This window comes from Alkalithermobacter paradoxus, assembly GCA_002029295.1.
GTDB lineage: Bacteria > Bacillota > Clostridia > Peptostreptococcales > Peptostreptococcaceae > Alkalithermobacter > Alkalithermobacter paradoxus.
In genome coordinates, this window is the sequence record MZGW01000005.1 from 1 (window position 1) to 22,970 (window position 22,970).

The window sequence follows — 22,970 nt, forward strand, 5'->3', positions numbered from 1 at the left end:
TCACCCTCTCAGGTCGGCTACCCATCGTCGCCTTGGTAGGCCATTACCCCACCAACTAGCTAATGGGACGCGGGTCCATCCTGTACCGCAAAAGCTTTGATCAAAAGAAGATGCCTTCCTTTGATATTATCTTGTATTAGCACACCTTTCGGTGTGTTATCCAAGTGTACAGGGCAGGTTACCCACGCGTTACTCACCCGTCCGCCGCTGAGGCAATACTTAACACTCAATACTCATCATGTATTATTCATAATTTGCGTGAAGCTCACTTCGTTCGCTTGACGCTGGCTACTTAGTAGCCTCGTAGATAAATACTCAGTGTTAAGCATTGCCTCCGCTCGACTTGCATGTGTTAGGCACGCCGCCAGCGTTCATCCTGAGCCAGGATCAAACTCTCAAAAATAATTTGGCTCATATGAGCTGACTTTATGGTTAATTGAATTACTATTCGTCTGCTGTTTAATTTTCAATGTTCATTTTGCTTGTCTTAGCGACAAGTAATACTATATCAGGTTATTCTACATGAGTCAACACTTTTTTATTTATTTTTTCTTTTACCACTCTAAAAATATAATTTCCTGCTTAATATGTAAATATACTACAAATCAAAAACTGTGCTAGATGAATATTTTTCCTTCCTATTTATCCATTGTAAATGATATAATTTTTATAGGAAATTATAATGTCTTAATTAATAAGGAATGATGCAATAATGTATAACATAGCTATATTAATTTTGTTATCTATAGTATTTATTTTGTATTCTAAAAATAAACGTTTGTCATATTCTATTAAAAAATTAAATCAAATTAAGAACATCATGTATAATGTAAATGATATAATATACAATGCAGATTCTATAGACGATATGTATAAGTCAGTTCTAGAACATTTAATAGATTTAATAGACGATGCATCTAAAGGATCTATACTTGTGTACAATTCAGAGCAAAACTATATGGAATTCAAGTCATGTGTAGGATACGATTTAGATAAGCTAAAAAATATAAATCTACAAGTAGAAGAGCTTTTTTTATACAAAGAAAATGGATTAAAAAAAGCATCAATAATAAGGAATCCTGAAAAATATGATGAGCTTAATATGTCTATTCACAACTACAATAAATTCAAACAAATACGTGCACTAGATATTAAGTCCACAATATCAATACCCCTGTATATAGATTCTTCTTTATTTGGAATTGTAAATATAGATTCTTGTATTTCTTATACATCTTTTTCTGATGAAGATCTAAAGCTATGTGTTCATATCAAAAATGAGCTCGAAATGGCACTAAAAAATATAATTTATATGAATAAGCTTAAAGAGTATGCTAATTTTGATTCTCTTACAGGTATAATGAATAGAAGATATTTTTATGAGAAATTCAAGGATATAGATGAAAAAGTAGTTTATACACTAGTTTACATTGATTTAAATAAATTCAAATATATCAATGATACCTATGGGCACCTTGAGGGTGACGAAATCCTAAAAAAGTTTTGTTTCATTGTAAGTAAAAATATAAGAAGCGATGATTTATTTGCAAGAATAGGTGGAGATGAGTTTGTAATACTATTTAAAAACATGAGTGAAAAGAATGGAAAGTCTAAAATAGACGATATAAGAAAAGAACTAAAACATATAATAGACTTTAGCGTAGGTATAAAAGAGTTTAGATACAATGATAAAATGTCTTTAGATGAACTTTTAAGGATAGTAGATACACAGATGTATATTGAAAAGAAACACAGGGTGCAATAAGCACCCTTGTTTTTTTGAAAAAAAGAGACTTCTATTGGGGGATAGAAGTCTAACGGGGGAGATTGATTAAATATTTGTTTCTTATTTATATAATTCCCACTTTTTCATTTCTTATACATTTATTTTTTTATTTACCACAACATTTTTTGTATTTCTTTCCACTTCCGCATGTGCAAGGGTTATTTCTTCCTATTTTGTCTTCTTTTACTATTGTTTTTGAAGACTTATATTCTTTTTCAATTTCTTTTCTTCTTTCTTTACTTAATATACCTTCCCATCCTGGCAAGTTATATAACCAATGAGCTTCAACCTTAACCATATTATAATATAACTTTTCAAAATCTATTTCTATTTTTATTTCGCTGTTTTCCTCTATTTCTTCTAATTTTATTTCGTGTTTTAAGCTCTCACTTATCCCATCTAAAAATCCCATAAATTCTTCACTGCTTACATTGTGAGAAGAAGCAAGGTCTGATACTTTACCTTCTATTACTTCTATTTTTTTATCTAATAATTCTCTATATATAGCAGTTTCTTTTTTGAAATAATCTTCCCAGAACTTCATCTCCATTTCTTCATTTATATGATTTTCGCAAAGTGCTCTCCAAGATTCAAATAAGCTCATATTAATCCTCCTTTGTTATAGTGACTAATGATATATTATATCAAAGAAAGCCTTTATTTCAAGAAAATATTTCTTTTAGTACAGATATAGCATACTCTTGATTTATAAAAAATGGACTTGTTGCTATAGTTACTAATGACGCTTTATCTATTAGGTCTTTTATTTTATTCATCTTTATATCGTAACTTATATAATCCATATCCCTTGAGAATATATCTAAATCTATGTCTAATACAAATTCTCCATCTATTTCTAAGCTAAAAGCATGAGAACTATCTATTATTATAACCTTAGAGAACATTCCTAAGTTTAAAGCAGGCTTTATAAAGTTTCCCACATTTAGATTGTAATTAGTATACTTAAATACTTCTTCTAGATTATCTATATTTGATATATAATTATCCGGCTCTCTCATGTCTTTATGTTGGTCTATATGAATTAGTTTTATTCCTTTTTTGAATCTATTACATTTCAAACTCTTAGCCCAAAAGTAGAATGCATGATTATGATTGTCAAATATATATACATCTTTTTCATTAAATTTATATTCTATAAAATACTCTAATCCCTTAGCACTTATTTCTTTTCCATTGTCAACTTCACAAAATGCTATATTATTTGATAACTTTACATCATTTAAGTTCCCTTCTTTTAATGGTGGTACATATATGCTTTTTATTTTTCTTTCTTCATAAGAAAATACATTATTTCCTACAGGTTCATCTATAAAAAATCCTTTATAGTATTCCAAATTTATCACTCCAAATTCTTACAACTATTGTATAATTATAATATTAATACTACTATATTTATGTATTTTTATAAAGAATGTATTAAATGATTGTATTGTATCTACAATATATGTTGTAAATAATTTTAAGGAGGAACTTATTTTGAGAGAATTAATAACTTCTTTTTCACTAGTTGCTCTAGCAGAGATGGGAGATAAAACTCAACTTTTAGCCTTAGCTTTTGCATCTAAGTTTCCACCTATGAGTGTTCTTATAGGTATATTTGTAGGGTCTTTTATAAATCACGGTATAGCTATTGCTATAGGAAGTTACATAAGTAGGATTATTCCTATAGATGCTATACAAATTATTGCATCTATTTTATTTATATTCTTTGGACTTTGGTCGTTAAAGATAGATAACGAAGATGAAGAAGATGAAGAAAATACTAAATCTAACTACGGACCTATTGTAACAGTAGCTTTAGCTTTTTTTATTGGAGAACTTGGGGACAAGACTCAACTTACAGCAATGACCCTAGGAGCTAACTCATCTTTTCCTATATTAGTGCTAATAGGAACTGTTTGTGCTATGGTATTTACTGGTGGACTTGGAATAGTTGCAGGAAAAGTGCTCGGCAAGAAAATACCTGAAGTTACAATGAAAATTATAGCTGCATTTGTATTTTTATTTTTCGGTAGCGTAGGACTTTACACTAGACTTCCAAATGAATATATAAATCCTGTAAACATCATATTTTACATAGTAATACTTTCATTTTTAGTTGTTCTTGTTCTTAGATACAACACAATTCAAAGAAATAAATACTACGAAGAAAGACTTAGCGAAATTCTTCTTCAGTGTAAAAACTGTGGACAAGGACATGTTGAACACTGTGATGTAAATATAAAAAGGCGTGAATTTGAAAAAGAATATCTAGGAGAAAATATACCTTATCTAGGAGATGTAATTTCATATCTAGAGAGTTTGAAAGTTAAAGATTTAAAACTTTCTTTAAAAGTATGTGAAACTTATCAATATAAAGCTGACACTAAGAAAGATAAATAGGTTGACCTATTTATCTTTCTTATTTATTTTGTAATTTTTTTGATAATTGAATAATATAAATTAATCAATATCACTTAGTTATTTTATAAATTTTCAGAAAATTTCACTTTGTATTGTTGAAAATTTCTGAAGATTGTGATATCATTTTGAAAAATATATTTTATAAATATATTTTTAAAAATTTTATGGGGGTGAGATTTTATGGCTCAATTAGTAGATGCTCTAAATGGTATCATTTGGAGTGACGCACTTGTTTATCTTTGCTTAGGAGTTGGTCTTTATTTCTCTTTAAAGATGCGCTTCTTCCAAGTACGCCATATAAAAGATATGGTGAAGTTATTATTTGGTGGATCTGATTCTGAAAAAGGTGTATCTTCTTTCCAAGCTTTCGCTCTTTCAGTTTCTGGTCGTGTTGGTACAGGTAACATAGCTGGGGTTGCTACAGCTATAGCTATGGGTGGACCTGGTGCACTTTTCTGGATGTGGGCAATCGCTTTCCTGGGTGCTGGTTCTGCCTATGTTGAATCTGCTTTAGCCCAAGTTTACAAAGTGGAAAAAGATGGAGAATATCGTGGAGGTCCTGCATACTATATCGAAAAAGGATTAGGTATGAAGTGGTACGCTGTTACATTTGCTGTTGCAACTGTAGTTGCTATGGGATTCTTTTTACCAGGAGTTCAATCTAACAGCATCGCAGCTGGTATAAACAACGCATTTGGAATTAGTCCTGTTGTTACAGCTAGTGCACTTGTTGCATTCTTAGGTCTAATAATATTCGGTGGAGTTAAACGTATAAGTAAGGCTGCTGAAATTATAGTTCCTTTCATGGCTATTGGATATATAATAGTTGCACTTATAATAATAATTGTTAATATAACTAGATTACCAGAAGTTATAGGTATGGTATTTAAGAGTGCATTCGCATTCGAACCAGCTTTTGCAGGTATAATAGGTATGGCTATATCTTGGGGAGTAAAACGTGGAATATACTCAAACGAAGCAGGTCAAGGTACAGGGCCTCAAGCTGCTGCTGCTGCTGAAGTTTCTCATCCTGCTAAACAAGGTTTAGTTCAAGCATTCTCTGTATATATAGATACATTATTTGTTTGCTCTGCAACAGGATTTATGATATTAATTACAGGTATGTACAATATAATGGGTCCAAATGGTACATTCTTAGTTGAGAATATGCCTGGCGTTTCTGTAGGGCCAGCTTATACTCAAAAAGCTGTTGAAACTTTATTCCCATCATTTGGTGGGGCATTCGTTGCTATAGCATTGTTCTTCTTTGCATTTACTACTTTAATGGCTTACTACTATATAGCTGAGACAAATGTTGCTTACCTAATTAAGAAAGCTAACAGCAAAGTTTTAATAAATGTATTAAGAGTTGCTTTACTAATTTCTACTTTCTATGGAGCTGTTAGAACTGCTGAACTTGCTTGGGGATTAGGGGATATAGGTGTTGGTTTAATGGCATGGTTAAACATAATAGCTATAATCCTTCTTAGAAAACCAGCCTTTGCTACTCTTAAAGATTATGAAGAGCAAAGAGCTGCTGGTAAAGACCCAGTATTTGATCCAGTTAAACTTGGAATTAAAAACGCTGACTTCTGGTCAAAATATAATGTAAAGAAAACTAACTAATTAAAGCAGGCACTTGCCTGCTTTTTTATTTTTCCCATCTTCCATATATCCCACATGGTAAAACAAGATTAGTCTTTGTAACTGGAAGTCCTATCTCTCCTGAGTATATTTTTCCCTTGTATTTTTTTCCAACTGATAACTTTAATATATTCTCTATTACACTAGGTGAAAATCCTGATGTGTATGAATTTACAAGAACGAATAATGGATCATCAGATAAAACATCCATGCAAAGTTCTATAAATTTATATAATTCATCTTCTATCTTCCATACTTCTCCACTTGGTCCTCTCCCATAAGAAGGTGGATCCATTATTATAGCATCGTATTTTCTTCCCCTTCTTATTTCTCTATTAACGAATTTTATAACATCATCTACTATAAATCTAACTTTCTTATGTGAAAGATTAGATAATTCTATATTTTCTTTAGCCCAAGTTACCATTCCTTTAGAAGCATCTACGTGACACACTTCTTCTGCTCCACCATAAGCTGATGCTACTGTAGCTCCTCCTGTATATGCAAACAAGTTAAGTACTTTTATTGGTCTATTCGCTTTTTGTATTTTTTCAATTATCCAATCCCAGTTGGCTGCTTGTTCTGGAAAAAGTCCTGTATGCTTAAATCCAGTGGGTTTTATATAAAACGATAGGTCCTTATACTTTATAGTCCATTTTTGTGGCATTTTCTTTTTGTTTTCCCAATGTCCACCACCTTCACTACTTCTATGATAGTGTGCATGAGGGTTTTTCCATAAAGACCATTCATTAAGAAGTGGCCATATAGCCTGAGGATCTGGTCTTCTAAGGGTGTAATCTCCCCATCTTTCTAACTTTTCTCCATTCCCAGTATCTATAAGTTCATAATCTTTCCACTTATCAGCAATTAACATATGTATTTTCCTCCAAACTTTTAATTAATCAAGTCATTATATACCATATATTATACCCTTTTCAAGGTATTAAAATTAAAACTAGAATATTTTGAAAAATATTGACAGTTATTTTTGTATGTGATAATGTCTATTTAATAATATAACATAATATCCTTCAGGGCAGGGTGAAATTCCCTACCGGCGGTATAGCCCGCGAGCTACTAATGTGTAGCAGACTTGGTGTAATTCCAAGGCCGACAGTATAGTCTGGATGAAAGAAGGAGTAAATATTTTTTATATTTATTTATATCTGTGAACCTAAGCCCTGAGAATACGTATTCTCAGGGCTATTTTTGTTAATACTTTACATGAGGTGATACGGTGGATATTAAGTATATGAAAAGAGCTTTAGATATTGCTAGATTAGGTGAAGGTCATGTAAACCCAAACCCCCTAGTTGGTGCAGTTATAGTTAAAAATGACAAAATAATAGGTGAAGGTTATCACGAGTACTACGGAGGACATCATGCAGAGATAAATGCTTTCAAAAATGCTATTTGTGATGTTTCTGGAGCTACTATGTATGTAACTCTTGAACCTTGTTCACACTTTGGAAAAACTCCACCATGTGCTAATGAAATCGTGAGAAAAGGAATATCTAAGGTTGTAATTGCTACGCTTGATCCAAACCCTTTAGTTTCAGGAAATGGAGTTAAAGTGCTTAAAGATAATAATATTAAAGTCGTTACAGGAGTTCTCGAAAATGAGGCTAGAAAGCTTAACGAAGTATTTATTAAATACATAACTACAAATCTTCCATTTTGTATTCTAAAAACTGCTATGACATTAGATGGAAAGATAGCTACAAGAATTGGAGATTCTAAGTGGATAACTAATGAATTTTCTAGAAACTATGTTCATCATATAAGAAATAAAGTATCTTCTATTATGGTTGGAGTTGGTACTGTACTTGCTGATAACCCACATCTTACAACAAGGCTTGATATCCCAAATCCTAAAAGCCCAATTAGAATAATAGTAGATACTTATGCTAAAACACCACTTGATAGCAATGTTTTATCTTGCGACTCTAAAACTATAATAGCTACAACAAGCTTAGCTTGTGATGAAAAGTTAAATAAACTTAGAAATAAAGGTGCACAAATTATAGTAACCCCTACTAAAGATGATAAAGTTGACCTTACTTTTCTTATGAAAGAGCTTGGAAGAATGAATATAGATAGCGTTCTTTTAGAGGGGGGTTCTACACTAAACTATACTGCAATAAATGAAAATTTAGTAGATAAAGTAATATCATTTGTATCTCCTAAAATAATAGGAGGATATAATGCCAAAACACCAGTAGGTGGATATGGTAAGGACTATATTAAAGATGCAGTAAAGCTTAACAATATAGATGTCCTAAGATTTGGCGATGATATCATGATAGAAGGCTACGTTAGAAAGGACGATTAATATATGTTTACAGGCTTAGTAGAAGAAGTAGGAAGTATACATTCTATAACAAAGCTTCAAAACTCTTCAAGGATAGTTATAAATTGCAGTAAGGTTCTTCAAGATCTAAGACTTGGCGACAGTATTAGTACAAATGGAGTTTGTCTTACTGTAACAAAGTTTGATGATAGTAGTTTTACTGCTGATGTTATGACTGAAACTATGAGAAAAACTAATTTAAAAGATTTATCCGTAAAGGATAAAGTTAATCTTGAGAGAGCATTAAGAGTTGGAGATAGATTAGGAGGCCATTTAGTAAGCGGACATATAGATGGAGTTGGAACTATAGAAGGCTTCAAAAAAGAAGATATTGCTGTATGGATATCGATAAAGGCTCCACAAGATATACTAAAGTACATAGTTTATAAAGGCTCTGTAGCTATAGATGGAGTTAGTCTAACTGTAGCGTATGTAGATGAAAGTATATTCAAGGTATCTATAATTCCTCATACAAAAGACTTGACTACCCTTCTTGATAAAAATGTAGGAGATAGTGTAAATCTTGAATGCGATATGATAGGAAAATACGTTGAAAAGCTTATGAACTTTAATAGTTCATACAAACCTAAACAAGATATAAGTGTAGATTTTCTAAAAGAGAATGGATTTTTGTAGGAGGTGATTTTGTGTATAAGTTTAATACTATTGAAGAAGCTATAGAGGATATAAGAAATGGAAAGATGATAGTAGTTGTTGACGATGAAGATAGAGAAAATGAGGGAGACCTTGTTATGGCAGCAGAAAAAGTAACTCCAGAAAGTATAAACTTTATGACAAAATATGGAAGAGGTCTTATATGTATGCCTCTTAAAGAAGATACTTTAAATAGACTCAATCTTCCTCAGATGGTTATAGATAATACAGATCTTCATAAGACTGCGTTCACAGTTTCAATAGATGCTGTAGATACAACAACTGGAATATCAGCTCATGAAAGAGCCTTGACAATACTAAAGGCAATAGATTCAAATTCTAAACCTGAAGATTTCAAAAGACCTGGTCATATCTTCCCTCTTAGATCTATCGAAGGAGGAGTTTTAAAAAGAGCTGGTCATACTGAAGCTTCTGTTGATCTTGCTCAAATGGCCGGTCTTTATCCTGCTGGAGTTATATGCGAGATAATGAACGAAGACGGAACTATGGCAAGAGTTCCAGATCTTATGGAATATGTTAAAGATCACAACCTAAAAATAATTACTATAGCTGATTTGATAGCATATAGAAGAAAAAATGAATCATTAATAGAAAGAGTAACAGTTGCAGATATGCCTACAAAACATGGTCATTTCAAGGCTTTTGGATACATAAATAAGCTAAATGGTGAGCATCATATAGCTTTAGTTAAAGGAGATGTTTGTACTGACGAACCTGTTCTCGTTAGAGTTCACTCTGAATGTCTAACAGGCGATGCTTTTGGATCTTTAAGGTGTGACTGTGGTGATCAGTTCGCCTCTGCTATGAACAAAATAGAAAGTGAAGGTAAAGGAATTCTCCTTTATATGAGACAAGAAGGTCGAGGTATAGGTCTTATAAACAAGTTAAAAGCCTACTCTCTTCAAGATAAAGGAATGGATACAGTTGAAGCTAATCTAGCTCTAGGATTTCCGGAGGATATGCGCGACTATGGTATAGGAGCTCAAATACTTCTTGATCTTGGAGTAAAAAGAATAAAGCTTATGACTAATAATCCAAAGAAATTGTTTGGTCTTTCTGGATATGGACTAGAAATAGTTGATAGAGTTCCTATTCAAATGAATCACAATGAAAAAAATGCTTACTATCTTAGAACTAAAAAGAAAAAATTAGGGCATATGCTAGAAATTTAAGGAGGACTAAAGATGAAGATTTATGAGGGAAATTTAGTTTCAAAAGGATTAAAGTTCGGTATTATAGTTGGAAGATTTAATGAGTTTATAGGAGGAAAGTTGTTATCTGGAGCTATAGACGGATTAAAGCGTCACGGTGCTAATGAAGAAGATATTGAAGTAACTTGGGTTCCTGGAGCATTCGAAATTCCTTTAATAGCTAAAAAAATGGCAAAATCTAAAAAATACGATGCTATAATTTGTCTTGGTGCCGTTATAAGAGGAGCTACTCCTCACTTTGATTATGTATCTAGTGAAGTTTCTAAGGGGGTTGCTTCTGTATCTTTAGAAACAGATGTACCTGTTATATTTGGGGTTTTAACTACTGATACAATAGAACAAGCTATAGAAAGAGCTGGAACTAAAGCTGGAAACAAAGGATACGAAGCAGCTGTTACAGCAATAGAAATGGCAAATTTGATAAATGTATTATAATATTAAAAGATTAAAGCTTCATTTATCGGGTATATTATATTCGTGAGATAATATATTAATATGCGTTATTAAAAAGGAGGCTATTACTATGGCGAGTGAAAAAATGATTAAAGCTTTAAATGAGCAACTTTTCAAAGAACTTCATTCTGAATATTTTTATATTTCTATGGAAGCTTATTTCTCATCACAAAACTTAGATGGATTTGCTAACTTCTTCAATGTTCAGGCTCAAGAAGAAAAGGCTCACGCATACAAAATATTTAACTATATACACAGAATAGGTGGAAAAGTAGAGCTTCAGGCTATACCTCAACCAAAAATTAATTTTGAAAGTCCACAAGAAGTTATACAGCTTGCACTAGAGCATGAAAAGTTTATAACTAAGTCAATTCATGATATACTTGCTCTTGCTATAGATGAAAGAGATTATACAACTAGTGCTTTTCTTCAGTGGTATATAAACGAGCAAGCTGAAGAAGAAGAGAGCATGGACAAAATACTAAATAAAATAAAGATCCTAAAGGGAGATCCTGCAGGAATGTTAATGCTAGATGCAGAGCTTGCTAAGAGAGTATTCGTTCCTATCCCAGCAGAATAGATTTTTAAAGGCTATGAACATCATAGCCTTTTTATTTTTATACAAGTTAATCACAAATAGTCCACAATTTGTATAAGATATATTGAACAACAAATAAAGGAGGTAACCATTAATGAATTGTCAACCTTACCCAAGACCTATTAATATGGGTCTTTATGGAAAAAAACTTGCTAGGGCTTATGTTCCTAATCAACCTTATGTTGGTATGGTTCCATTAGATGAGGCTTTAAGAAGAGGTAGTCTTTTCCCTAATCTATATCAACCATATACTAAAAAAGGAGTGAAAAAAAAATAGGAGGATTGAGCTATGAAGAATATATGTAAAGAAGATTTATTAAGAAAAATTCAAGAGCTTGAATTTGCAGCAGTAGATCTTAACTTATATTTAGATACTCATCCATGTAATCAGATGGCTCTTAGAGATTATAATTGTATAACTCAAGAACTTATGAATATGAAAAGATTGTATGAAATGAATTTTGGACCTCTTAGCAACTTTGGAACTGCTTTCAATCAATATCCTTTCTCTTGGGTAAATGACCCATGGCCATGGGAAACTGAATAGGGAGGTAAGTTTATGTGGATATACGAAAAAAAACTACAATATCCAGTTAAAATAAAAAATAAAGATTTGAAGATGGCAAAATATATAATCACTCAATTCGGAGGTCCTGATGGAGAATTGGGAGCTGCTATAAGATATTTAAGTCAAAGATACACTATGCCAACTAGAAAAAGTGCTGCACTATTAACAGATATCGGTACAGAAGAACTTGCACATCTTGAAATGATAAATGTGATGTTTTATCAGTTAATAAAAGATGCTACTCCTCAGGAACTTGAAAGAGCTGGTTTAGGGGGACAATATGTTCAACATGGTCATGCAGTTTATCCACAAGATGCTAATGGAATACCTTGGACCGCAGCTTATCTTCAATCAACTTCAGACCCTATAACAGATTTGCACGAGGACATGGCAGCTGAACAAAAAGCTAGAGCAACTTACGAAAATCTTATAAACTTAACTGACGATGTCGATTTAATAGACGCTCTTAATTTCTTAAGACAAAGAGAAGTTATCCATTATCAGAGATTTGGAGAAGCACTAAGAGATGCTTATGAATATCTAGACTCTAAGAAGATTTATTAAAAATAAGGCATAGGATTTTCATCCTATGCTTTATTGTATTAGATTAAGTATGATATTATACCACTTTTGTAGTCCAATCCTCTACATTCCAAACATCTGTTATCCATCCTTCATAGAATTCTGGTTCATGTGAAACTAAAACAACTGTCCCTTTGAATTCTTTCAGTGCTTTCTTTAATTCTTCTTTAGCGTCTACGTCTAAGTGGTTTGTAGGCTCATCAAGTACTATCCAGTTTATATCTTTTATCATAAGCTTACAAAGTCTTACTTTAGCATTTTCTCCACCACTTAGTACCATCATTTGACTTGTTATATGTTCATTAGTAAGTCCACATTTTGCTAGAGCTTGTCTTACTTCATAGTTGCTAAGTCCAGGGAACTCTTCCCATATTTCTTCCATAGCTGTATTTCTATTATCTCTGCTACTCTCCTGTTCAAAATATCCAGGAATTACATTCTCTCCTAATGTAACCTGACCACTAACCGGCTTTAGTATTCCTAGTAGTGTCTTTAAGAGTGTAGATTTACCAAGACCATTTACACCTTTTATAGCTACCTTCTTTCCTCTTTCTAATCTTACATTAAGAGGCTGAGTTAAAGGTTCGTTGTATCCTATAACAAGATCTTTAGCCTCAAATATAACCTTACCTGGTGTTTTTGCTTCATTAAATTTGAATGTAGGTTTTATCTTTTCTTTAGGTTTTTCTATTTTTTCCATTTTATCTAATTGCTTTTGTCTACTCTTTGCTCTTCCAGTGGTTGAAATTCTAGCTTTGTTTCTAGCAATAAAGTCTTCAAGCTTTTCTATTTCCTTTTGTTGTCTTTCATAAGCTTGTTCATGCTGTCTCTTTTTTAGTTCATATAATCTAAGGAAATCATCATAGTTTCCTGCATATCTAGAAAGTGCTCCATTTTCAACATGATATATTACATTAACAACATCATTCAAAAATGGTATATCATGCGAAACTAATATAAAACTGTTCTCATAATTTTGAAGATATCTTTTTAGCCAGTTTATATGATCTTCATCTAGGTAGTTTGTAGGCTCATCAAGTATTAATATAGTTGGGTTTTCTAAAAGAAGTTTAGTTAATAAAACCTTAGTTCTTTGTCCTCCACTTAAATCAGCCACATCTCTATCAAGACCGATATCTCCAAGCCCTAGTCCATTAGCTACCTCTTCTATTTTAGAATCTATTATATAAAATCCACTAGCCTCTAATATATTCTGTATTTCTCCTACATCTTCCATCATCTTAGAAACTTCATCATCACTCGCTTGGGCCATTTTTTCATATATATTTAGCATTTCACTTTCAAGTTCGAACATATTTTTGAAAGCTTCTCTTAATACATCTCTTATACTTTTTCCTTTTGTCAATACCGTATGTTGATCTAAATATCCAACTGTAACTCTATTTGACCACTCTACCTTTCCTTCATCAGGCATTAGACTTCCAGTTATAATGTTTAAAAATGTAGATTTTCCTTCTCCATTAGCTCCTATAAGACCAACGTGCTCTCCCTTTAATAACCTAAATGAAACGTCTTCTAGTATAGTTCTAGATCCAAATCCATGGCTTACATTTTCTACATTTAATACGCTCATCTTTATCTCCTTTTCTAATTCATCTTTAATTCTAATAATAATTTTATCTTCTCAAAACATAAAAGTCAAAGTAAACAAATTCCTAATATAGACATAAAAGTTTTTTTTATGTTATCATAACAGAAATACATATTTTAAAAAGGAGATTACATTATGGAAAATTTGGTTTTGGCTAAAGTGGGAAATAAAGAGATTACTAAATCTGATCTTGAATTCTTCAAGAAAGGCCTTAATCCTCAAGTATTAATGCAATTCAACTCTGAAGAAGGTCAGAAAAGACTACTTCAAGAACTTATCAATCAAGAAATGTTCTACTTAGATGCTATCGAAAGTGGACTTGATAAAGATGAAGAATACGTTCGTGAAGTTGAAAGAATAAAAGCTGGTTTCTTAAAGCAATATGCTATAAACAAAGTTTTAATGAACATAGAAATAACTGATGAAGAGTTACTAAATTACTACAACGAAAATAAAGATTTATTTAAATCTCCAGAAATGACAAAAGCAAGCCATATACTTGTAGATAGCGAAGATAAAGCTAAACAGGTAATAGATGAGATAAATAATGGACTTTCATTTGAAGAAGCTGCTCAAAAATACTCAAGCTGTCCTTCAAATGCTCAAGGTGGAGATCTTGGAGTATTCCCAAGAGGAAGAATGGTTCCTGAATTTGAAGAAGCTGCATTTGCTATGAATGTAGGAGAAATAAGCACTCCTGTTCAAACTCAATTCGGATACCACATAATAAAAGTACTTGATAAAAAAGAAGCTGGCACTAAGTCTTTTGACGAAGTAAAAGATCAAATAGCTCAACAATTAACAGCTCAAAAACAAGAAGAAGCTTACTTAGGTAAAATTAACGACCTTAAAGGAAAATATGAAATAAGCATAAATGAGTAATAAAAAAGATGTGCCCTTGGCACATCTTTTTAGTACATCTTTGTTACATTCGCAGCCTGAGGTCCTTTAACGCCTTTTACTACGTCGTAAGATACATTTTGACCTTCTTCTAAATCTTTCTTTTCTCCTTTTTCTTTTATTGCAGATACATGTACAAATATATCTTCTCCTTCATCTGATGTTATAAATCCAAATCCTTTCTCTGGATTGAACCATTTAACTACACCTGTTTTCATATATAATCCTCCAAATCATCGTTTTGTAATTATTATTTGCTATATTAAAATTTTTATAAAATCCATATATTTCATATTTCACTACCTTGCGTTTTTTTGTTTTTTATTATTGAAATTATAAGTAGTATTATAGGTATTATTATTTGAAAAGGCATTGCATAATAAAGATGAATCTCTGCAGCAATAGTTGTTAGTTCAGTATAACTTGTATACAGCCAACTAGCTAAAGATATCACCATTAATGATATAGGTAAAACTAAAATTTTATAATCACTTAAATTAAATACTTGAGCTATTCCAGTTACTACAGCGTACATACATATTATAATAGCACCTCCACCACCAAATAATAAGTTAATAGAAATTATTGGTTCAAGCACAACCCTTGGAATTAAGCTAGAGCTAGTATGTGGAGGAAAGATATGTATCCCAAGGACATCAGGACCTAAAACCATAAGATCCCTAAGCATTATAGCTAACATTACTAAACTAACTATAAATATTCCTGAGTACGTTGATTTAAATATACTTTCTTTTTTATTTAGACTTGGAAATATCATAAGAAATACTATAGCTTCTCCAAACGGAAATGTCACGCTTGAATAAAATGTGTTAATAACAGGCTGTATTCCATCTCCTAGAATTGGCTGAAGATTTTTTATATCAAATTCTACTATAAGTAGTCCAATTGTTAATATAACAAGTGTTATAAGTGTTGGGACGAATATTTGACTAGCTCTTGCTATAACTTCTATCCCTTTTCTTAATCCGTATGCAAGTACTAATATAAATAAAATATTTATAAAACTAATTGGTGTTTCTGGATAATTAACTGTTACCATATATTCTGAAGCTGTTCTAGTTATAAGTGCTGCTAAATGCATAAAATACCATATGTAACATAACCCTATAATGCTTCCTATTACTTTTCCAAAGTGTTCTTTTAGAATTTCTATAAGAGTCTTTCCTGGATTGAGTACAGATATATATAAATATATTGTTATTAAAATAGTCCCAACTATAGCTGCAATAATAAAAGATATCCACATATCTTGTCCTGCAGCTCTAGATGGCATTACGATTGTGTAATCTCCAAATAAAAAAGCAATAACCAAAAACATCAATTGACTAGGTGAGAGTTTTGTATCTCTTATCACATTATACCTCCCATTATACTCCTTACCATGTTTTCTATAAGTATAGATGGACTAGTAGGAGCTTTTCCTATAATCTGCAAATAACTAATCGTAAATCCTATTATAACTAAAGAAAAATAAATGGAAATTACTTTCATTTTTTCTTTAGATTTTAGTAAATCAGATATATCTATCAATATAATTACCAAATAAGCTACAACTAACCCTATAACCATACTTACCTCCTAAAGAGATTCTATAGTTTTTCCTATAAGACCTGTTCTTCTTATATTAACATTTACTCTTATCTTAACAGGTACGTTACTAAACTCTTCTTCCCATTGCAATCTATGCTCCTCTGCTAATTTTGGATATTTTCTTCTCAGTGCTTTATAAAATCCAACTACATCACTTTGATATTCTTTCTGAACTTTATACATCATACTTCTTATATAATTTTCTATTGCTTTCTCCGCTTCTTTTTCTAGTATTTCTGAATTTTCTCTTGTTGTTAAATCTCCTCTTCCATGTTGTTCTGCTAGATTTACATCAGTTTTTATATCTATAAAAAATATATGCCTATAACCATTACTTTCTACATCTATATTAGTTTTGGACCTTAGAACTTCTAGTGCTACTTTTTCACTTTTATCAATTGGATTTTCAATCTCTATTATCATGCTTTTTATTTTATCCTTAACAAATAAAAGCCCTTTAGTTTCCTGCTCATTCAGGTAACCTGTTAATTTATCTTCTTTGAACACAGCAGCTCCACCTATTTCCATATCCTCTATATACTCAACTTTTCCTGTATTAGATTCTATAAGACCTATAGAAGGACTATTCTCTGGATAATTAAGTTCTTTTATTACATCTCCTAGTGTCATAGTTTTTATCTTTGCTACATTTTCGTAGTTTTCCATTATACCCTTTATATATATAGCTGGTATATTTTCAAATGCACTTTTACTTTCAAGGACTTTTCTTGCAGTAATACCCTTACTTACAAGTACATATGGCTTAAGCCCTGGCTCGTGATCTCTTGCAAAGAAATCCAAATAATCTTCTATTCCCTCTTTGGCTAATTCCTCTCCAATAACTATTATTTGATAATGTCCATAATAAGGCTTTTTATCTATCATCTTTAGGGCATTTCTTGCAGCTTCAAATACTGTATTTCCTTTAAACGAAACTACCTTAACAGCATTCTGAACAGTTGGTTGATTAGCTTTAAGTAAACCTGGCTTTGCAATTTGTAGTGTAAGTTCTATTTCTCCATCATAGCCTTTATCAAGTCCTACCCCTATTACTATAGACCTTTCTCTTAAACTATTATTACTCCAGCAACCCGTCAAATTTATGGAAACTAATATAATAATTATTATAAGTAGTATTTTTTTTATCATATTAATCCTCTTTCTTCATTGCTTTTATTTTCATTCTTTGTACGTTTTTGTGATTAAATATAAGTGGTCTACTTATCATCATCCACAAAGGAGCTCTTATTATTGCGTCTTTCATATCCATTATATTAAGTGGAGAAAATGGATACAAATAAGGAACACCAAATGACCTTAAAGAAACTAAATGCAAAACTACTACCATTAATACAAAAAATACTCCCAAAAGCCCCAATATATTTGCAGCTATTAAGCATACTATTCTAAGTAGTGTTACAACCTCATTCATAGAAGGAACAACAAAGCTTGATATAGCAGTTAAAGATACTATAATAACCATAGAGCTACTAACAAGCCCTGCTGCAACTGCAGATTCTCCTATAACTAATGCTCCGACAATACTAACAGCTTGTCCTACAGGTCTTGGCATTCTTATTCCAGCCTCTCTTAATATTTCAAATACTACCATCATAGCTATTGATTCAATGAATGGTGAAAATGGTATACCTTCAGCTGCTGATGCCATAGAAAGAAGTAGCTCAAGTGGAATTATATTTACATGAAAACTACTTACAGCTACATATAATGCTGGAAGTAATGTGGTTGTGAGCAGAGCTAAAAATCTAATTGCCCTAGTATAAGACATAAAATAAGGCTTTGAATAATAATCTTCGCTTACATGTATAGATTCTATAAATAAATAAGGAACAGTAACAACAAATGGGCTTCCATCACAAATTATAGCAACTCTTCCTTCTAATAATCTAGAAGCTACTCTATCAGGTCTTTCGCTACTTCCAACTGTTGGAAATATAGAACTTGGTCCATCTTCTATTAACTGTTCTATCATTCCAGAGTCTAATACAGCATCTACATCTATATTACTTAGTCTTCTTCTCAAAGTACTTATAATGTCTTCATCAGCTATACCCTCTATATATGCTATACATACATCAGTTTTACTTTCTCTTCCTATTTTCATAGATTCAAACTTTAATTTTGTGCTTTTTATTCTTCTTCTTATAAGTGCTACATTTGTACTCAATGTTTCTGTAAAAGCATCTCTAGGTCCTCTTATTACAGATTCAGTATCAGGCTGTTGAACACTCCTTGCTTCCCATCCCCTTGCATCACACTTTATTGCACTGTCTTGTCCATCTACATATATAATAGTATCCCCAGACAATATAGAATCTAGTGTATTATTAAAATCATTTACTTCTTTTGCCTGACATATGTTAAGTATGCTTTCTTTTATAAATTTTATAGAGCACTTATCTTCTCCCTTGTACAGTATTAAGGGCCTTATTATACTTTCATTTACATTTTGATTATTGACAAGTCCATCTATAAAAGCTACGATAATCCTTACATCTTTATCTAAAGCTATTTCTCTTAAAACAAAGTCACTGCAATTTTCAAATGCTTTGTTTAGCTTTTCTTTTACTTCTACTATTTTATTTGGTATAAGTTCACTTCCTAAATGCTCATTACTTTTCTTTGAGCCTAGGTGATTGTAAATTTTTTTAAATTTTTTTATCAATTTATCACCTCTTTTCAAATTAGTTCAATTAGCAGTATTGACATATTTATTTAAACTAAAACAAAAAGCTTTGGGATTTTTCCCAAAGCTTTTAAGTTGCTAAGCTATTCTTTTGTGAATTTAACCATTCATTCATTTCTTCTTCTGGCATAGGTCTACTAAAGTAATATCCTTGAGCAAAGTCAGCCTCCATCTTATACATATTTGCTAATATATCTTCATTTTCTACTCCTTCAACTACAACCTTCATATCAAGATCATGAGAAAGAGTAATTATATGTTCTATTATTTTTGTCTTCTTTACATTTCTCAAAGATTCTTTTGCAAATTTATGATCTACTTTTATATAGTCTACAGGAAGTAAATTAAGATAATTCAGTGATGAATATCCTGTTCCAAAGTCATCTATAGCTACCTTTATACCTTTGCTTCTTACATTGTTCAAGAAACTAAGAGCAGTATCAAAATCTTTTATTACAGCACTTTCTGTTATTTCTATCTGAAAATTATCTATATCTATATCATATTTTTTAAGAAGGTTTTCTATATGTAAAATTATTGAGTCATCTTCCATATTGTTTGAAGATATATTTACAGCTATACTTTTATCTATACCTTCACATTTCCATATAGATAATTTTTTAAATGCTTCTTCTATTACAAATTTTGTTAGGTCTTGTATTAGTGTTGTGTTTTCAATTAGAGGTATAAATACCATAGGAGATATATATCCTTTTTCTGGATGTTTCCATCTCGTCAAAGCTTCAAATCCTTCGCATTCTGATGTTTTGAGATTAATCTTTGGTTGATAATGTATTTGTAACTCTTTTCTTTCTAGAGCTTTCTGAAAGTCCCATAATATCTTGAAATTTTCCTTATGGAATGTGTCTTGGTTATTACTATATATAATATAGTCTTTTCCCTTTTCCATGGCCTTTTCAGATGCTATAGTAGCTTTTCTTGATATATCAAGGGCATCTTCATCATCTAAATGATATGCAATTCCTATATGAGGATGAAATGATATAGGTATATCCTCTATTACAATTGCAGCTTTTAGATTACATATTAATGTGTTTATTATAGATATTATAATTTCTTCATCTACAGTTTCACACAGCATATAAAATCTATTTGAATAAAATCTATATACATGAACATTTTCTGGTGTATTTCTTTTCATAACAATTGCAGCTTGATTTATGAATTCATTGCTTTTTTCAAAGCCAAACGTTAGTGCGACTGAAGTATGATTATGTAGCGTTACAGACATAACTGTAAAGTGCTTTTTTTTATGGCTTAGTTCTTTTATTTTATCGGACATAGAATTGAAGTTTAAAAGACCTGTTATGTCATCTTTGTACGATACATTTCTTAGCTTGTCTATGTAATTATTAACCACGCTTGAATATAAACCTATTATTCCTCCGAATAAAATAAACGATATTTTTATAATAATTTCAGAGGTCTTGATATTTATATCTAAAGGAATAACTAAATTAATTATTATTGATGCTACTACAGAAGTTATTATTCCACCTAGATGTCCAAATTTAAGAGCTGATATCATTATTGGAAAATACATTAAATACACATATACTTGAGATTTTTCCCTTGTGTAATAAATAACCAATGAATTCACAAGCAGTAATATAAATACTCCTACAATAACTTTAATTTTATCTTTTGAATTATTACTTTTGCTTACTAGAGTTGATATTAATGTATTTCTTAATATGAATTCTCTCATCAACCCTCCTCCTCAATTTTCCGTCAATTTTTAATTCTATAAATATATTTTAGCATCAATTATTATATATATAAACCACTAATATTTCTACCAAATTATTTATATTAACGCAGAATTTACAAAAGAGAACTTTCCTTTTAGAAAGTTCTCTTTTTTCCTGAGTCTGACATACTTATAAGTTCCTTCGGATATGGATTAAAAAATGTTTGACTAGCTTCTAAATCCCTGTTATATGAAAGCATGTAGCCTTTTAGTATGTATAATGGTACGCTAAGTGGTACTTCATTATTTTTATAACTTTCTATAACAGAATAAAAAAACTTCTTTCTTTAGATGTAATATCTTTGAGTATATATTCTATACTATACTTGAGCGTGTTTATATTTGATGCTTTAGTCCTACTTCTTTCAAAGAGTTTATATAGTGTATTCTTGTACTTATCAAAAATTTTATCCTTAGGTATATCTCTTGAGTAAATTATTTTATCTAGATCGCTAAATCTTGATTGATCTATAGATAAAAATAAAAGATGATTATTTCTATGATATTCTATAAGACTTTCTAAGGATTTGGATTTATATATATTCTTAAAATTCGATAGTCCAAATAACTTTGTTAGAAAATTTTCTCTTATGCTAAAGTTTTTTAGTCTTCCTTCATCTTCTAGTGGAAGGTGAGGGTATTTATTTATAACCTGGCTTGCAAACATACCTATTCCCTTTGATGCTAGTGATGATTCTTCACTGTATATCTTTACATCTTTTATTCCACAAGAAGGTGATTTGCTTTTGAATATGAACCCATCTGCTTCACTTATCTCATTAATATAATTCTGTGAAAATCCATTCATTTTTTCTGTTAAGTCTATATTAGTTGATGGTTGTATTAGTCTTACGTTTTCTTTAGATTTGACTATTCTTATAGGACTTCTAGGTGTTGATAGTCCTATCTCAACCTCTGGGCATACAGGAATAAAGTTTACATGGTTACTTAACTTATTTATGAAGTTATCTTGTATCTTTTGGCCATTATATCTGCAGTTATCAAAGCCTAGGCATTTACTTACAACTACATTTGGTTTGTTATTTATCATTATTTCATCAATCCTTTTTTATTTCATTTTTTAATTTGTTATTCAATATTTATAGTTCCCCAAGATTTAAAACATATTACCTGCATACACTTTCCAAAGACAAATCATTCAAAAAGTGCTATAATATTTCTTTGAGAAGTGAGGTGATAAGCATGAGTAATATTGCTGGAAGTGGTTGCGATATACTAATTCCTTTTAATGAAAGAAAACCACTTAAAGAAATAGAAAAGAGTCTAATTAAACGTTATAGAAAAGAATTATGGTCAAGATTTGTTAAGGCAATAAAGGATTTTGAATTAGTAAAAAACGGGGATAAAATAGCACTTGGTATATCTGGTGGAAAAGACAGTCTTGTTATGGCCAAGCTATTTCAGGAATTAAAAAGACATGGTCAAATAAACTTTGAGCTTGAATTTTTGGCTATGGATCCTGGCTATCATCCAAATATAAAAGAATTGCTGATAGATAACTGTAATCATTTAAATATACCTATTCACCTTTTTGATTCAGGTATATTCGAAATAATAGATAATATAGCTAGTGATTATCCTTGTTATATGTGTGCCAAAATGCGTAGAGGTGCGTTATACTCTAAGGCTCAGGAGCTAGGCTGCAACAAATTAGCTTTAGGTCATCACTTCAATGATGTTATAGAAACTACTATGCTTAATATGCTTTATGCTGGAAGTTTCAAAACTATGCTACCAAAGCTAAAGTCTTCAAACTTTGATGGACTTGAGCTTATAAGACCTCTTTATTATGTTCGCGAACAAGATATTGAGCGTTTCACGCAAAACAGTGGTATTTGGCCTCTTAACTGTGCTTGTATGGTTGCTGCTAAAAAGACTGGAAGTAAGCGTCATGAAATAAAACAAATGATAAAAGATTTAAAGAAAAACTTCAGCGAAGTTGATAAATCTATATTTAAGGCATCTCAGAATGTAAATATGGATGCGATTTTGGGTTGGGAAAAAGATGGACAGAAGTATTCTTATTTAGATTTTTACGATGAAGATTAAGCCTTGGT

General features: G+C 31.2%; 23 protein-coding genes, 1 rRNA gene, 1 pseudogene and 1 riboswitch. Of the genes and pseudogenes, 13 read left to right on the forward strand and 12 right to left on the reverse strand.

The window, feature by feature from the left end:
- Positions 1-403 (reverse strand): 16S ribosomal RNA (locus CLOTH_RS07030); the annotation flags it as partial.
- Between the two features lie 309 nt (positions 404-712).
- Here CLOTH_RS07030 and CLOTH_RS07035 point away from each other — a divergent pair.
- On the forward strand, positions 713-1,765 hold the full coding sequence (locus tag CLOTH_RS07035) for a sensor domain-containing diguanylate cyclase (protein ID WP_079412520.1): 1,053 nt from the start codon (positions 713-715) through the stop codon (positions 1,763-1,765).
- A 127-nt stretch (positions 1,766-1,892) separates the two neighbouring features.
- On the opposite strand, the gene CLOTH_RS07040 is transcribed toward CLOTH_RS07035, so the two are convergent.
- Both CLOTH_RS07040 and CLOTH_RS07045 read right to left on the reverse strand, forming a co-directional pair.
- A complete protein-coding gene (locus CLOTH_RS07040; protein ID WP_079412522.1) occupies positions 1,893-2,390 on the reverse strand; it encodes an SEC-C metal-binding domain-containing protein in 498 nt (165 codons plus the stop codon).
- Positions 2,391-2,448: 58 nt separating this feature from the next.
- Positions 2,449-3,141, reverse strand: a complete 693-nt coding sequence (locus tag CLOTH_RS07045; protein WP_079412524.1) for a peptide arginase family protein — start codon at positions 3,139-3,141, stop codon at positions 2,449-2,451.
- A 142-nt stretch (positions 3,142-3,283) separates the two neighbouring features.
- On the opposite strand from CLOTH_RS07045, the gene CLOTH_RS07050 reads away from it, so the two are divergent.
- Positions 3,284-4,189: a TMEM165/GDT1 family protein gene (locus CLOTH_RS07050; RefSeq protein ID WP_079412526.1), complete on the forward strand. Its 906-nt coding sequence runs from the start codon at positions 3,284-3,286 to the stop codon at positions 4,187-4,189.
- A gap of 201 nt (positions 4,190-4,390) precedes the next feature.
- Positions 4,391-5,836, forward strand: coding sequence for an alanine/glycine:cation symporter family protein (locus CLOTH_RS07055; protein WP_079412528.1), 1,446 nt, complete (start codon positions 4,391-4,393; stop codon positions 5,834-5,836).
- 25 nt (positions 5,837-5,861) lie between these two features.
- Here CLOTH_RS07055 and CLOTH_RS07060 read toward each other — a convergent pair whose 3' ends face one another.
- Positions 5,862-6,728, reverse strand: a complete 867-nt coding sequence (locus CLOTH_RS07060) for a class I SAM-dependent methyltransferase (RefSeq protein WP_079412530.1) — start codon at positions 6,726-6,728, stop codon at positions 5,862-5,864.
- A gap of 149 nt (positions 6,729-6,877) precedes the next feature.
- Positions 6,878-6,997, forward strand: a riboswitch (FMN riboswitch).
- A gap of 94 nt (positions 6,998-7,091) precedes the next feature.
- On the opposite strand from CLOTH_RS07060, the gene ribD reads away from it, so the two are divergent.
- The 8 genes from ribD (at position 7,092) to CLOTH_RS07100 (ending at position 12,273) form a co-directional block, all read left to right on the forward strand.
- Entirely contained in the window at positions 7,092-8,186 is a 1,095-nt protein-coding gene (gene ribD / locus CLOTH_RS07065) for a bifunctional diaminohydroxyphosphoribosylaminopyrimidine deaminase/5-amino-6-(5-phosphoribosylamino)uracil reductase RibD (RefSeq protein WP_079412532.1), read from the forward strand.
- 3 nt (positions 8,187-8,189) lie between these two features.
- A complete protein-coding gene (locus CLOTH_RS07070; protein WP_079412534.1) occupies positions 8,190-8,840 on the forward strand; it encodes a riboflavin synthase in 651 nt (216 codons plus the stop codon).
- Between the two features lie 11 nt (positions 8,841-8,851).
- The gene (locus CLOTH_RS07075) at positions 8,852-10,051 is read left to right on the forward strand and encodes a bifunctional 3,4-dihydroxy-2-butanone-4-phosphate synthase/GTP cyclohydrolase II (protein ID WP_079412536.1); all 1,200 of its coding nucleotides are present in this window, start codon (positions 8,852-8,854) and stop codon (positions 10,049-10,051) included.
- Between the two features lie 12 nt (positions 10,052-10,063).
- Entirely contained in the window at positions 10,064-10,525 is a 462-nt protein-coding gene (ribH, locus tag CLOTH_RS07080; protein WP_079412538.1) for a 6,7-dimethyl-8-ribityllumazine synthase, read from the forward strand.
- An 88-nt stretch (positions 10,526-10,613) separates the two neighbouring features.
- Positions 10,614-11,123 carry a ferritin gene (locus CLOTH_RS07085; RefSeq protein WP_079412540.1) on the forward strand — a complete coding sequence of 170 codons (510 nt, stop codon included), beginning with the start codon at positions 10,614-10,616 and terminating at the stop codon, positions 11,121-11,123.
- 112 nt (positions 11,124-11,235) lie between these two features.
- Positions 11,236-11,418: a spore coat associated protein CotJA gene (locus CLOTH_RS07090; RefSeq protein WP_079412542.1), complete on the forward strand. Its 183-nt coding sequence runs from the start codon at positions 11,236-11,238 to the stop codon at positions 11,416-11,418.
- Between the two features lie 12 nt (positions 11,419-11,430).
- Positions 11,431-11,688 (forward strand): spore coat protein CotJB, encoded by a 258-nt coding sequence (locus CLOTH_RS07095; RefSeq protein ID WP_079412544.1) that lies wholly within the window; start codon positions 11,431-11,433, stop codon positions 11,686-11,688.
- Between the two features lie 12 nt (positions 11,689-11,700).
- Positions 11,701-12,273 (forward strand): manganese catalase family protein, encoded by a 573-nt coding sequence (locus CLOTH_RS07100; RefSeq protein ID WP_079412546.1) that lies wholly within the window; start codon positions 11,701-11,703, stop codon positions 12,271-12,273.
- A 55-nt stretch (positions 12,274-12,328) separates the two neighbouring features.
- Here CLOTH_RS07100 and CLOTH_RS07105 read toward each other — a convergent pair whose 3' ends face one another.
- Entirely contained in the window at positions 12,329-13,885 is a 1,557-nt protein-coding gene (locus CLOTH_RS07105; RefSeq protein ID WP_079412548.1) for an ABC-F family ATP-binding cassette domain-containing protein, read from the reverse strand.
- Positions 13,886-14,038: 153 nt separating this feature from the next.
- On the opposite strand from CLOTH_RS07105, the gene CLOTH_RS07110 reads away from it, so the two are divergent.
- Positions 14,039-14,785: a peptidylprolyl isomerase gene (locus CLOTH_RS07110; protein WP_079412550.1), complete on the forward strand. Its 747-nt coding sequence runs from the start codon at positions 14,039-14,041 to the stop codon at positions 14,783-14,785.
- Between the two features lie 29 nt (positions 14,786-14,814).
- On the opposite strand, the gene CLOTH_RS07115 is transcribed toward CLOTH_RS07110, so the two are convergent.
- The 7 genes and pseudogenes from CLOTH_RS07115 to CLOTH_RS07150 form a co-directional block, all read right to left on the reverse strand.
- Positions 14,815-15,021 (reverse strand): cold-shock protein, encoded by a 207-nt coding sequence (locus CLOTH_RS07115; RefSeq protein ID WP_079412552.1) that lies wholly within the window; start codon positions 15,019-15,021, stop codon positions 14,815-14,817.
- A 71-nt stretch (positions 15,022-15,092) separates the two neighbouring features.
- Positions 15,093-16,178: a GerAB/ArcD/ProY family transporter gene (locus CLOTH_RS07120; RefSeq protein ID WP_079412554.1), complete on the reverse strand. Its 1,086-nt coding sequence runs from the start codon at positions 16,176-16,178 to the stop codon at positions 15,093-15,095.
- The gene (locus CLOTH_RS07125; protein ID WP_079412556.1) at positions 16,175-16,393 is read right to left on the reverse strand and encodes a hypothetical protein; all 219 of its coding nucleotides are present in this window, start codon (positions 16,391-16,393) and stop codon (positions 16,175-16,177) included. The genes CLOTH_RS07120 and CLOTH_RS07125 overlap by 4 nt, the downstream gene beginning before the upstream one ends.
- 9 nt (positions 16,394-16,402) lie before the next feature.
- Positions 16,403-17,563, reverse strand: coding sequence for a Ger(x)C family spore germination protein (locus CLOTH_RS07130; RefSeq protein WP_079412558.1), 1,161 nt, complete (start codon positions 17,561-17,563; stop codon positions 16,403-16,405).
- A gap of 1 nt (position 17,564) precedes the next feature.
- The gene (locus CLOTH_RS07135) at positions 17,565-19,100 is read right to left on the reverse strand and encodes a spore germination protein (protein WP_079412560.1); all 1,536 of its coding nucleotides are present in this window, start codon (positions 19,098-19,100) and stop codon (positions 17,565-17,567) included.
- A gap of 91 nt (positions 19,101-19,191) precedes the next feature.
- Entirely contained in the window at positions 19,192-20,850 is a 1,659-nt protein-coding gene (locus tag CLOTH_RS07140; RefSeq protein ID WP_079412562.1) for a bifunctional diguanylate cyclase/phosphodiesterase, read from the reverse strand.
- A gap of 137 nt (positions 20,851-20,987) precedes the next feature.
- Positions 20,988-21,943: pseudogene (locus tag CLOTH_RS07150) on the reverse strand (YbgA family protein).
- Positions 21,944-22,095: 152 nt separating this feature from the next.
- Between CLOTH_RS07150 and CLOTH_RS07155 the strand changes: the two are divergent.
- Positions 22,096-22,962, forward strand: a complete 867-nt coding sequence (locus CLOTH_RS07155) for a tRNA 2-thiocytidine biosynthesis TtcA family protein (protein WP_079412568.1) — start codon at positions 22,096-22,098, stop codon at positions 22,960-22,962.
- Positions 22,963-22,970 lie beyond the last annotated feature (8 nt).